General features: G+C 64.6%; 10 protein-coding genes. 7 read left to right on the top strand and 3 right to left on the bottom strand.

Translation table 11 applies throughout. The features are described from left to right. Positions 1–89 precede the first annotated feature (89 nt). The 5 genes from WC704_RS08895 to WC704_RS08915 all read left to right on the top strand — a co-directional run bounded on the left by WC704_RS08895 (position 90) and on the right by WC704_RS08915 (position 6,921). Positions 90–839, top strand: coding sequence for an energy transducer TonB (locus WC704_RS08895; RefSeq protein ID WP_372889574.1), 750 nt, complete (start codon positions 90–92; stop codon positions 837–839). Positions 840–874: 35 nt separating this feature from the next. Continuing rightward, on the top strand, positions 875–1,918 hold the full coding sequence (hrcA, locus tag WC704_RS08900; protein WP_372889575.1) for a heat-inducible transcriptional repressor HrcA: 1,044 nt from the start codon (positions 875–877) through the stop codon (positions 1,916–1,918). Between the two features lie 17 nt (positions 1,919–1,935). Further along, positions 1,936–2,493 (top strand): nucleotide exchange factor GrpE, encoded by a 558-nt coding sequence (gene grpE, locus WC704_RS08905; RefSeq protein ID WP_372889576.1) that lies wholly within the window; start codon positions 1,936–1,938, stop codon positions 2,491–2,493. A gap of 108 nt (positions 2,494–2,601) precedes the next feature. After that, entirely contained in the window at positions 2,602–3,834 is a 1,233-nt protein-coding gene (locus WC704_RS08910; protein WP_372889577.1) for a threonine synthase, read from the top strand. A 132-nt stretch (positions 3,835–3,966) separates the two neighbouring features. After that, positions 3,967–6,921, top strand: coding sequence for a PAS domain-containing protein (locus WC704_RS08915; RefSeq protein WP_372889578.1), 2,955 nt, complete (start codon positions 3,967–3,969; stop codon positions 6,919–6,921). On the opposite strand, the gene WC704_RS08920 is transcribed toward WC704_RS08915, so the two are convergent. After that, positions 6,918–8,063: an SET domain-containing protein gene (locus WC704_RS08920; RefSeq protein WP_372889579.1), complete on the bottom strand. Its 1,146-nt coding sequence runs from the start codon at positions 8,061–8,063 to the stop codon at positions 6,918–6,920. The genes WC704_RS08915 and WC704_RS08920 overlap by 4 nt on opposite strands. A 110-nt stretch (positions 8,064–8,173) precedes the next feature. Beyond that, complete coding sequence (gene dapE / locus WC704_RS08925; protein ID WP_372889580.1) at positions 8,174–9,307, bottom strand: succinyl-diaminopimelate desuccinylase; 1,134 nt, start codon at positions 9,305–9,307, stop codon at positions 8,174–8,176. Between the two features lie 11 nt (positions 9,308–9,318). Here dapE and WC704_RS08930 point away from each other — a divergent pair, with 11 nt between their 5' ends. Continuing rightward, the gene (locus WC704_RS08930; protein ID WP_372889581.1) at positions 9,319–9,783 is read left to right on the top strand and encodes a cupin domain-containing protein; all 465 of its coding nucleotides are present in this window, start codon (positions 9,319–9,321) and stop codon (positions 9,781–9,783) included. A gap of 3 nt (positions 9,784–9,786) precedes the next feature. Here the strand turns inward: WC704_RS08930 and WC704_RS08935 are convergent, their stop codons facing one another. Beyond that, complete coding sequence (locus tag WC704_RS08935; RefSeq protein ID WP_372889582.1) at positions 9,787–10,455, bottom strand: glutathione S-transferase family protein; 669 nt, start codon at positions 10,453–10,455, stop codon at positions 9,787–9,789. A 243-nt stretch (positions 10,456–10,698) separates the two neighbouring features. Between WC704_RS08935 and WC704_RS08940 the strand changes: the two genes are divergently transcribed. Then, entirely contained in the window at positions 10,699–13,029 is a 2,331-nt protein-coding gene (locus WC704_RS08940; protein WP_372889583.1) for a methyl-accepting chemotaxis protein, read from the top strand. Positions 13,030–13,134 lie beyond the last annotated feature (105 nt).

Consider the following 13,134-nt stretch of genomic DNA (forward strand, 5'->3'; position numbering starts at 1 on the left):
TCCTGAAAATGGTCGGCTTGCCGTACTCGTGCCTTTCTGCACTGTCACCCCTATCTGGGGTGACCCCATCACGGAACTGCGCCGCCACAATGACAGCCTATCATCCCCCAACCCAGGACCGCATCGTGGGCGCGTGCGGTGCCGCGTTGATGGTTGTCGCGATCGGCTATGGCCTGGTGACAGGATTGTCGGTCGATGTGCGCACCGGGGTGATCGAGAATTTGAAGGCCTTCGTCATGGCACCGCCTGCGCCCCCGCCGCCAAAGCCGCCCATCGCCCCGGCACGGCACCAGGCGCAGAAGCGCAAAGCCGGCGCGGCCTCGCCGCCCAATCTCACCGCCAAGGCGACCGAGGTGGTGGCCCCGCCGCTGGTCATCCGCCCGCTACAGCCGCCGCCTGTGATCGTGGCGTCGGTTGCCGGGCCCGGCGACGCGCCGTCGGCGGGGGCGGCACCGGTCGCGGGGCCAGGGAGCGGGAGTGGCGGTCTGGGCAATGGCACCGGCTCCGGCAGCGGCGGCGATGGAGACGGCGGTGGCGGCGGAACCCCGCTGCGGTTGATCTCCGGCAAGCTGCGCTATCGGGATTTGCCGCGCGATTTGTACGATGCGGGCGTGGCAGGCGCCGTTGGCATGGAATTCGATGTCGGAGTGACGGGCCGGGTTACCGCGTGCCGCATCACCCACAGCAGCGGCAATGCTGATCTGGATGCGGCGACCTGTGCCCTCATCACCGAGAAATTGCACTACCGCCCGACGCGCGATGCCTCGGGTCGCCCGGTCCCGGACACGGTACTGGGCAAACAGGAGTGGACTGTGACGCGCGGCGAAAGGGACGAGTAGTTGAGGCTTGGGCGCTGTGGCCCCATATAGCGGGCATGTCCTCCGCGCCGATCACCGAACTCAACGACCGCGCCCGCGATGTGTTTCGCGTGGTGGTGGACAGTTATCTTGCGACGGGCGCGCCGATCGGCTCGCGCACGATCGCGCAGATGTCGGGGCTCAACCTGTCGCCCGCGTCGATCCGCAACGTGATGCAGGATCTCGAAGAACTGGGCCTGCTCGCCGCACCACATACCAGCGCGGGGCGGATGCCGACCGATAGCGGCCTGCGCCTGTTCGTTGATGGCATGATGCAGGCGCTCGAACCCTCGGCCGAGGAACGCGCCGCGATTGAGCGGCAAGTCGAACAGGCAGGACCGGTCGAACAGGCGATCGCCGCCACCACCGCAGCATTGTCGGGCCTGTCGGCGTGTGCGGGCATGGTGATGGTGGCCAAGCGTGAGCTGGTGCTGCGGCAGATGACCTTCGTTACGCTCTCCGCCGACAAGGCGCTGGCGGTGCTGGTCGGCGAGGATGGCTCGGTCGAAAACCGCGTGATCGATATTCCGTTGGGGCTACCTCCTTCGGCGTTGGTCGAGGCGGGCAATTATATGAGTGCCATGCTCGGCGGGTTGACCCTGTTCGAGGCGCGGGCGCGGATCGAGCGCGAGATGGCCGACGAACGCGCCGCGCTGGATGGTGCGGCGCGGACGCTGATCGAACGCGGGCTCGCCATCTGGAGCGAGGATGCCGACCGCCGCCCGGTGCTGATCGTGCGCGGGCAGGCACGGCTGATCGACGCCACCGCCGCCGCCGATCTGGAACGCGTGCGCGAATTGCTTGACGATCTGGAGGGCAAGCAGGAAATCGCGCGCTTGCTCGACAGTGCCAGTGCGGGCGACGCGACGCGCATCTTCATTGGCGCCGAGAACAAATTATTCTCGCTTTCCGGGTCATCTGTCATCACCAAGCCGTTCCGTGGTCTTGATGGTCGCGTGGTCGGTGTTGTCGGGGTGATTGGCCCGACACGGTTGAACTATGCGCGCGTCGTGCCCATGGTGGATTATACCGCCGCGACACTCGCGCGGCTCATGGGCTAAATGGATAGTGTGACGACATGATCGAAGACGAAAAGATCGACCTGACCAGCGACCTGCGCGCCGAAACCGCAACCGATGCGCCTGAAGTCGCCGAGTACGATCACGCCAAGGATCGCCTCACCAAGCTGGAGGCCGAGCTGGCCGAAGCGAAATCGGCGGTGCTGTACGCCCATGCCGAGGCACAGAATGTGCGCCGCCGCGCCGAGAAGGAAGCTGCCGACGCCCGCGCTTATGCCGCGACCGCCTTTGCGCGCGATTTGCTGTCGGTCGCCGACAATCTCGCGCGTGGCCTCGACGCGATTCCCGCCGAATTGCGCGATGACGAAAAGCTGAAGGGTTTGGTCGCCGGGCTCGATGCGACGGGTCGCGAACTGGAAGCGGTGTTCCAGCGCCACGGCATCAAGAAGATGACGACGATTGGCGAGAAGCTCGACCCCAATTTCCACCAGGCGATGTTCGAAGTGCCGAGCGATCAGCCGGTCGGCACGGTCGTGCAGGAAATGCAGTCGGGCTATATGATCAAGGACCGCCTGTTGCGGCCGGCTTTGGTGGGCGTGGCGAAGGCTGCGGGCTGAACCTGCGGATCGGGCGGCGACCTTGCGTCGGCGGCGCCTTTAGCAAATTCTGAGCGCGGCGCTCTTTGGAGCGCTGTGGCGAGCCCTGACAATAAGCAGGATTTGAACATGCCGATTAACGCCAACCTCACCGCCGATCGCGCGACCTTTGTTACGCATCTCGAATGTTCGATGACGGGCGAGCGCTATGAAGCGGATCAGCTCCACGGCCTCTCGCGTGTCGGGCGACCGTTGCTGGTGCGTTATGATCTGGATGCGGTGAAAGCCGCGATCCCCAAGGCGATGCTCGCCGCACGTCCGACCGACCTGTGGCGCTGGCGCGAGCTGCTGCCGGTGCGGAATACCGGTAACATCGTCAGCCTGGGCGAGATCGAGACGCCACTGGTCGCGATCCCGCGTTCGTCGGGTAGCCCCAATGTGCTGGTGAAGGACGAGGGGCGCTTGCCGACCGGATCGTTCAAGGCGCGCGGGTTGGTAATGGCGGTGGCGATGGCCAAGGAGCTTGGCGTCACCCGCATCGCGATGCCGACCAACGGCAATGCCGGGGCGGCGCTGGCAGCCTATGCCACGCGCTGCGGGATCGAGACGATCGTGTTCTGCCCGGATGATACGCCCGAGATCAACGTGCGCGAAATCGCGCAGCAGGGCGCGCGCGTCTATCGCGTCAACGGCCTGATCGATGATTGCGGCGCGATTGTCGGACGTGGCGCGGCGGAAGGGCGCTGGTTCGATTTCTCGACGCTGAAGGAGCCCTACCGGATCGAGGGCAAGAAGACGATGGGGCTGGAACTCGCGGCGCAGTTCGGGTGGAAGCTACCCGACGCGATTTTCTATCCAACCGGCGGCGGCACTGGTCTGATCGGCATGTGGAAGGCGTTCGATGAGCTCGAACAGCTCGGCTGGATCGGCCCGGAGCGGCCGCGCATGTATGCGGTGCAGGCCAGCGGTTGCGCACCGATCGTCCGCGCTTTCGAAGCGGGCGAGGAACATGCCGAGCGGTGGGAGGATGCGGCAACCGTCGCTGCGGGCATCCGCGTGCCGCGGGCGGTCGGCGATTTCCTGATCTTGCGCGCGGTGCGCGAGAGCGGCGGCAAGGCGCTTGGCGTCGGTGATCCCGCGATCCTGGCGGCGGTCGAGGACTGTGCTAAAAAAGACGGACTGCTGCTGTGCCCGGAAGGCGGCGCGACGCTCGCCGCCTATCGCGAGGCGCTGCGCACGGGTGAGGTGGATGAGGACGAGCGTGTCGTGCTGTTCAATTGCGCGACCGGCCTGAAATATCCGATGCCGGCCGCAGATGCCACGCTCGATCGTTTCGGCGAGATCGATCTGGGGGCGCTGTAACGGGCGGCGCATAGCGCAACGGTCTCACGCAACTCTTGTGCGCGGTCGTGTGTTGACACGATCGATGCCGGTCCGCACGGTCTGCCAACTGCCGCGCCGTCCGACTGAAGCCCTCGTTCGAGACCAACGTTTATGGCACCCAATGACCTGAAAACCGGCTCTGCGCACGCTATGGCGGGGCTGCGTTTTCTCGATGGCGGCGGTGCGGTCGGGGCGTTGTTGCGTGGTTTCGATTGGGCATCGCATCCGCTTGGGCCCCCGCAGGATTGGCACGCCGCGCTGAAGCTTAGCGTCGGGCTGTGTCTACGCTCCAGTTTCCCGACCGCAATCTATTGGGGGCCGGACTTTCGGTTGCTCTACAATGATGCGTGGACCGTGCTGGCGGACAACCACCCGTGGGCGCTCGGCCGTCCGGCGGCGGAGGCGCGTCCCGATATCTGGCCGGTGCTTGGTGCGCAGTTCCGCGAAACCCTGGCAGCGGGCGAGGGCATCTCGCATGTCGCGCAGCGATTGATGATGCTGCGCGGCGGCGTGCCGACCGAAACCTTCTGGAGCTATAATAGTTCGCCCATTCTGGACGAGGAGGGCGTCGCGCACGGCATCCTCAACCAAGGGCTTGAGGTGACGGCACAGGTGCTGAACGAACGCGCCTTGATCGCGGCGAAATCCGAACGCGATTTTGTGCTCGACCTGGTCGAACAGCAACGTGCCCAGCATGACGCCGACGATGTCATGCAACTTACGGCGGAAGCGGTCGGCCGATATCTGAGCGTCGATCGTGCTGGATTCTTCGAGGTGACGCCGGATCATATCGTCGAATATGGCGCATGTTGGGCTGGCGGGGCGTTGCCGCCGCTAACCCGGCCAATCCCCGCCGCGATTTTTGGATCGCGTTGGGGTGACGCGGTGCGGGCGGGCGAGACGATTACGTTCAATGCGCCCGATGACCGCGACGCGCCGCCTGTCGATGCCCTGAATCTGGTCGGCAGTCGGGCTGGGGTCACGGTGCCCTTGCTGCGCGGTGGCGAATGGCAGGGTGGCTTCTACCTCAGCCACAGCCAACCCCGGGTGTGGGCCCGCGGCGAAATCGCGTTGATCGAGGAAGTTGCGGAGTTGAGCTGGGACGCGGTCGCGCGGGTGCGGGCGGTCGAGCGGCTGCGCGCGATGAACGCCGATCTGGCGGGTGAGGTCGCGGCGCGCACCGCCGAGCGCGATTTGCTGTGGGAGGTGAGCGAAGATTTACTGGGGATCGCCACGCGTGACGGGCGGTGGCTCTCGGTCAATCCGGCATGGGAGCGCGCGCTCGGTTGGTCCGCAGCCCATATTCTGGGGCGCGATTCGCAGTGGCTGCGCCATCCCGAAGATGCGGGTGGCAGTGCCGCCGAGATTGCGCGCATCGCGGCAATCGGCACGACCCACCGGATGGAGAAGCGCTTGCGGACACAGGCGGGCGATTATCGGACCTTCGCCTGGCAAACCACGTTGTTCGGGGACCGGCTCTATACCAATGCCCGCGACATTACCGAGGAGCGGCGCCAGCAAAGCGAATTGCTCGCCGCCGAAACACGCACGCGGATGGTTCTACAGGCGATGGATGGGGTCGGGGTGTGGACCTATGATCTGGCGCATGATCGTTTCGAGAGCGATAGCGATTTTGCCGCGCTTTACGGTTTTACGCCCGAGCATGTCGCGCGCGGGGTGACGCTCGCCGATGTGTTGGCGCGGATCCACCCCGAGGATTTGCCGCATATGCAGGCGGCGATCGCGCACGTTCGTGCGACAGGCGGGGACGGTGCCAATGAATATCGGCTGCAACTGCCCGATGGCAGTGTGCGCTGGATCATGGCGCGCAACCATGTGCTGCGCGATCCCGATGGTAAACCGGGCAAGGTCGTCGGTGTCGGCGTCGATGTCAGCCGCCAGCGCGAGTTGGAGGAGCGTTTGCGGCAATCGCAGAAGATGGAGGCGGTCGGGCAATTGACCGGCGGCCTCGCGCACGATTTCAACAATCTGCTCACCGGCATTTCCGGGGCGCTGGAACTGATGCAACTGCGCCTGAACCAGGGGCGGATCGACGATTTGCCGCGCTATATCGGCGCGGCGCAATCGGGGGCCGCGCGTGCAGCGGCGCTGACGCACCGACTGCTCGCTTTCTCGCGCCGCCAGCCGCTCGATCCCCGCCCGATCGATGTGCCGAAGCTGATCGCGGGGATGGAGGATCTCGTACACGGCACGCTCGGCCCCAGCATCGCGCTGAACGTTGCGACGGGTGCCGATAGCTGGCCAATCCTGGCCGATGCGAACCAGCTTGAGAACGCCTTGCTCAACCTGTGCATCAACGCGCGCGATGCAATGCCCGATGGCGGCACGGTGACGATCACGACGCACAATGTCGTGCTGGACCAAAACGCGGCCAGCGAGCGCGATGTGCCGCCCGGTGCCTATCTGTCGCTCAGCGTCGCCGATACCGGTACGGGCATGACCCCCGAGGTGATCGCGCGGGCGTTTGATCCGTTTTTTACAACCAAGCCGATGGGGCAGGGAACCGGGCTTGGCCTGTCGATGATCTATGGCTTCGTGCGACAATCGGGCGGACATGTGCAGATCGATTCGGCGTGCGACCGGGGCACGACGATGACGCTGCTGCTGCCGCGCCATACCGGCAAGGCCGCGGACCTGAGTACTGACGGGGTGGGACCTGCAATCCCGGTCGGCGCGGGCGAAACGGTGCTGGTGGTGGAAGACGAGCCGACCGTGCGAATGCTGATCCTGGAGCTGCTCGACGAGCTTGGTTATACCGCAATCGAGACCGAGACGGGTAACGAAGCGCTCAAGGTGCTGGAATCGCCGGTGCGGATCGACTTGCTTATTACCGATGTCGGCCTGCCCGGCGGTATGAACGGGCGGCAGGTCGCCGATGCCGCGCGCGCGTCCCGCCCGGAACTGCCCGTCTTGTTCATCACGGGCTTTGCCGAGAATGCGGTGGTCGGGGATGGCCCGCTTGAACCGGGCATGGCGCTGATCGCCAAACCGTTCGCGATGGATACGCTCGCCGCACGCATCCGCGCGATGTTGGCGGGCGCTTAGGCGGCGCGGTCGCGCCGCAGCGCGATCTCGTCCTTGCGCCGCAAATAAGGGGCGACGAGGTTGCGCGCACGGAACCATTCCTGCCGTTCGGGCGACAGCGTGGAAAAATTGCCGATCACGCGGCGGCACTCCGGGCTGCGGCACTGACAGATCATGTGCCAGTTCGATTCGGCGAGCGTGGTCGAATAATCCCAGGCGATTTCTTCGCCGGGCGTGATGTCGCGGATGGCGACCAGCACGACGCTGTTGCCGCCAAAGCGCAGCCCGGCATTGGGCGAACAGCTATGGTTGATGAGATCGTCGATACGGCCCGACGGACCCATATAATGTTCGGGGGTTACCTGTACGAAGCGGTCGCTCGATCCGCGCATCAGGCTCGGCACGCGATCGGCGCGGAAGCGGCGACCGGTGAAGCGGATGATCTCGTCCCCTTCGGCAAAGCCTTGCGCGGCATAGACTGCCTTGCCCAGATGCGTCTCGCCGACCGCAAACAGGTTGGCGGTGGGGGCATAAGCATCCAGCACGTAGAAGCGCCCGTCGCGGAAACCGAGCGAGCGCAGCGGGTTGATCGTCGCCAGCCCGACCATGAACCACACGCTGGCGTGGCACAGCAATTCGACCAGGATATAGACATATTCCCCGGCATGTTGGTCGCCATTGCGCGTCGCTACCAGCAAGGTCGCCAGATCGCCGATCGTCCACAGCCCCCATGCGGGCGAGCGTTCGCGCGTGCGGTCTTCCATCACGCTTTGCCAAGTCGGCCAGAAGCTGACGGGGACGGCGGCGACCACCAACATGTGCGCCCAAAACGCATTGCGCGACACGATCCACACCAGCAGCGCGGCGAGGCACGCGGCGGTGCAGGCCACTTCGCCGCGCGACGGCGCGCTCCACACCGAACGCCGCCAGATCCCGATCGTCACCACCAGACACGCGAGTGTGGAGAGCGCGAACACCCAGCCCTGCAGTGCGGCAGGGTTGACTGCGGCATAAGTGGCGGCCTCGACCGCCGTCGCCGCCGTCCAGATCAGCCAGGAGGCGCGGTTGGGTTGCACCAATTGCCGCCGAAGCCCGGCGAGATACGATCCGTATCCTGCCAGGCTGCAGACGATTGCAATGGGGAACCAGGGGTCGATCGCCATGCCCGCGTGCCGTTATGGTTAAACCCGAGCTTACCCATTCTGGGGACTCGCGTCTATACAAACCGAGGACTCACCACGAGTCGCGAGGAATTTTGAGTCGTTTGAATCGGTTAGAGGGCAACAACGCGCACGATAATGTCGTGGTAGATTCCGCGCAGCGCGAGCAGATCGTCGAGTGCTACCGCTTCATCGAGTTTGTGCATCGTCGCGTTGAGCAGGCCGAATTCCACCGTCGGGCACAGCGCCGACAGGAAGCGCGCATCGGAAGTGCCGCCGGTGGTGGAGAGTTCGGGGCGGGCACCGGTATATGCCGCGATCGCATCGCCGATCAGGTCGGAAAAGGGGCCGGGTGCGGTGAGGAACGCTTCGCCCGAAATGCGTGCGACCATCGTGGCGGCGGGATCGTGGCGCTTGACGATCGCCTCGATCCGGTCGGCGAGATCGACGCCACGCTGTTCGTCGTTGAAGCGGATGCTGAGCCGGGCCTCGGCGCGCGCCGGGATGACGTTGGTGGCGGGGTTGCCGACGGTGATGTCGGTCACCTCGATGTTGGAAGGCTGAAACCACGCGTTACCGGCATCGAGCACGATCGCGTCGATTTCGGCGAGCATCGCCACCAGGCGCGGGATCGGATTGTCGGCGAGGTGGGGGTAGGCGACATGGCCTTGCTTGCCCGGCACCCCGATCCAGATGTTGACCGATCCGCGTCGCCCGATCTTGACGGTATCGCCCAGCCGCGCGGCGGAAGTGGGCTCGCCGACCAGGCACAGATCGGGCCGCACGCCGTTTTGCGCCATTCGCTCGATCAGCGCGCGCGTGCCGAAGATAGCAGGGCCCTCCTCGTCGCCGGTGATGATGAGGCTGATCGGGATGCCGGGTTCGGCGGGAATTGCCGCGACGAACGCCGCGATCGCCCCCTTCATGTCGACCGCGCCGCGCCCGTGCAGTAACCCGCCGCGCACTTCAGGAACGAACGCGCCGCTGGTCCACCCTTCGCCCGGCGGCACAACGTCGAGATGCCCGGCAAAGGCCAGGTGCGTGCCACTCCCGCCGCGCGTCGCCAGCAGGTTTTCGACCGGTCCGTCGGGCGCGGAACCAACGATGAAACGGTCAACCGTGAAACCGAGCGGCAGCAATGCCGCCTCCAGCACATCGAACACCGCGCCGTGCGCGGGCGTTATGCTTTCGCAAGCGAGCAACGCCTTGGCGAGGTCGAGCGGATCGGGCAGAAGACGGTCATTCATGGGAGGGGACATTGCCCAAGCTCGATCTCGACACAATCCCGCAAACCAATGCGACCGGCTATCCAGCCCCATTTGATGCGCCAGTGGCGGGGCGCTGGTATCGTCGGCTGGCACCGGTGACGGGGCTGATACACTTCGCTGCAAGCCACGTTACGCTCAAGCCCGGTGCCTGGTCGTCGCAGCGGCACTGGCATGGCGACGAGGATGAAATGGTGGTGATGCTGTCAGGCGAGGCGGTGCTGATCGAGGATGGCGGCGAAACGCTGCTGCGCGCGGGCGACATCGCGACCTTTCCGGCGGGGGTGCGCGATGGACATCATTTGCAGAACCGCACCGATCAGGATTGCGTGTTCGTCGCGATTGGCGCGGGCGAGCGTGCTCTGGGGGGCGAGTATTCCGATATCGATATGCGGTTCACCGTCGACGGCTATGAGCATAAGGACGGTACGCCGTACCCGACGACGCGGTTGCCCTGAGCGTCACGCTTTGGCGGCGGGCCGTTCGAACTTCTCGATCACCCATTCCTCTTCCTGTGCAGCGGCGATCCAGTCCTGCAGGAAGGGGTGGTGCAGCACCGCGTCCAAATAGGAGGTCGCAAAGCGCACGACCGGGAGCGAATAGGTAACGATCCGCGTGACGACGGGCGCATACATGATGTCCGCCGCCCCGAACGCGCCGAACAGGAAATCGCCCTCGCCACCGAAGCGGGCGCGGGCTTGCGCCCATAGCTCCATGATCCGGCCGAGATCGGCCAAAACATCCGCGTCGGGCTGATGCGCCGGGAAAATTTGGCGGACGTTCATGCTGTACTTGCGGCGCAGCGCAGTGAAGCTGGAGTGCATTTCCGCCGCCATCGAGCGCGCCATTGCGCGCGCGGCGTTGTCGTCGGGCCAGAACAGGTCGCGGCTGGTCTTCTCGGCCAGATATTCGACGATGGCGAGGCTGTCCCACACCACGGCATCGCCGTCCCACAGGATCGGCACCTTGCCCGAGGAGGGGGCGAATTCGTCGCCTTCGCGGCGCTTGTCCCATTCAGCATCGTAGAGCGGCACGACCGCTTCTTCGAACAGCAGCCCGGACTGCTTGCACGCAAGCCAGCCGCGCAACGACCAGGAGGAATAGGCCTTGTTGCCGATGATCAGTTTCATGGGTGCCATGCCTAAGCGAGCGCCGCGCTGCGTGCAACATGACGAACGCCCGCGCGCGTCGCTGGCGCTGATCTTTTGGTCGTGAGGGAAAGGCGGTCGGTCGACTTCGGGGGCAATGGCGAAAGATTGTTCGGTTGCGCCGGGGACACCTCGTCGAATTTCCTATGATATAAGGGACGTTTCGCTTTGTCGTGCCGCGTCTCCCGTCGCCTGGCGTCATCCCGCCGCAATTTGGAAGATGCAATGAACCTGATGAAACGCCTCGACTCGATTCGTTCCTTACAGCGGAAGATCGCGATCATCGCGGGGCTGTGTTTGGGGGCAACGGTCGTAATTCTTGTCTCGATCAGCGCGATCTCGTCCCTGACGTCGCATCTGTATGTCAGCAGCGAAGTGGGCGGGATTGTCAGCAGCCAGGCCAAGGATACGTTGCAAAATCGTGCCGCAGTCGAGGCGGACACGGTGAAGGGCGCGTTGGACGTCGCGTTCGATGCGGCGCGGACGACGGCCCAGTCCTTCTCTGTACTGGTCGGCAGCACGCCGAGCGGCCAGCGGCGTGACCAATTCAACGCGATCATGCGCCGGGTTCTTGAACAAAATCCTGGTTTCAACGGGACTTATTCGGCCTGGGAGCCGAATGCGATCGACGGCGCGGATGCGGCGTTCGTCAACAATCGCGCAAAGGGATCGGACGATACCGGACGCTATCTGCCCTATTGGACGCGCTCGACCAATGGCAGCGTGGCGATCCAGCCGCTGGTTGAATATAACAGCGCCGAACGCCACCCCAACGGGTTGGTCAAAGGCGGCTGGTATCTCGGGCCACGCACCAACAATCAGGAAAGCATCCTGGGGCCGTTGCCGTATACGGTGCAGGGCAAGCGCGTATTTCTCGCAACGATGTCGGTGCCGATTTCGGTCGGGGGTAAGTTCGTCGGCGTCGCCGGTGCGGATTACGACCTCGATTTCCTGCAGAAATTGGCGATCAAGACCAATGGTTCGCTGTTTTCGGGCAAGGGCGTCATGCTGATCGTCAGCGACACTGGCCTGATTGCTGCCAACAGCGCCGATCCGTCCTCGATCGGCAAGCCGGCCGCCTCGGTTGACCCGCGTTGGTCGCAACTGGAAGGGATTGCGCGGTCCGGCGAGGCCAAGGTGCTCGACGATGCCAAGCAGACCAATATCGACGTCTATTCGCCGATCCGCCTCGGGCGCAGCACGACCCCGTGGTCGGTGGTGATCTCGGTGCCTCGCGCCCTGGTTCTGGCGCAGGCCGATACCCTTAGCGGGGCGCTTGGTTCCCGTGCGATTTCGGGAGTCGTCTGGCAGCTTGTTCTTGGTCTGGGCGTGGCGGTGGGCGCGATCTTCGCGATTTCCTTTGCCGCGGCACGCATCGCCCGCCCGATCCGCGAATGCGCCGAGTTTGCGGATGGCATCGCGCGCGAACAGCTCGATCAAACCTTGCACATCCAACAGGTTGATGAGGTCGGCACCTTGGCCGAATCCTTGCGGAAAATGCAGGGCGACATCAAGATCAGCATCACGCGGCGCGCAGAGGAGCAGGCGAAATCGCTTCTGGTGGTCGACACGCTGTTGACCAACCTTGGTGGTTTGTCGCGCGGCGATTTGACGGTCGATATAACGACCGCGTTCGCCCCGGAATTTGACGAGTTGAAGAACAACTTCAATGCAGCCCTATTGAATCTGCGCGAGTTGATCGGCGCGGTGGGGGAAAGCACGGCGGGCATCCTGACAGGCTCGGGCGAGATTGCTCAGGCATCGGAAGACCTGGCACGACGCACCGAAAGCAATGCGGCAAGCCTGGAGCAGACGTCGGCCGCGATTGCCCAGATGGACAATCGTCTCAAGGCGACCGCAGTCGCGTCGGGACAGACGGTGATGCGCGCCGATCAAGCGATTGCGACGGTTGGCGGTGGTCGCGAAACTGCGGATGAGGCGGTGCAGGCGATGGGCCGGGTAAGCCAAAGCGCGGAAGGCATCGACAGCGTTATCGAGGGTCTCGACAAGATCGCTTTCCAGACTCGCGTGCTGGCGATGAACGCGGCGGTTGAAGCCGGGCGCGCCGGCGATGCGGGCCGGGGGTTCGCGGTGGTTGCCGATCTGGTGAGCGCGCTCGCCATGCGCGCCGAGGAGGAGGCGAAGCTTGCGCGTGACCAATTGACCGTGACGCAAAGCGAGATCGTGACGGCGGTGAAGGCGGTCGAGCGCGTCGATGTGGCCCTGGCCAACATCGCCGGTGACGTCGATGCGGTCCACAAGCTGCTCGGCTCAATGGCGTCGGACAGCCAGGCGCAATCGGCGGCGATCACCGAGATCAGCACGGCGATCAACGAAATGGACCGTTCGACTCAACAGAATGCGGCGATGGTGGAGGAAACGTCTGCCGCTGCGCGCAACCTATCGACCGAAGTGGTGTCGCTGAGCGAGCAAGCGGCGCAGTTCAAGATCGATACGTCCGCGAAGCGGGTGGCCCAGCCTGCGCGCACCAACGGCAAGGCTCGTCCGACGGTGATCCAGGCGACCGTAGAACAGGGAAGCTGGGTTCGTCACTAAGACGGGCTGAAGACGACGCAGGTTCGTATCGGCGGTGTTGCACGATGTGCAATGCCGCCGATCCGCGTTTGGCAACGGCCATATTTGCCGGCGTGCGGATTGTTG

Origin of the sequence: Sphingomonas sp., from assembly GCF_041661885.1 — a bacterium.
GTDB lineage: Bacteria > Pseudomonadota > Alphaproteobacteria > Sphingomonadales > Sphingomonadaceae > Sphingomonas.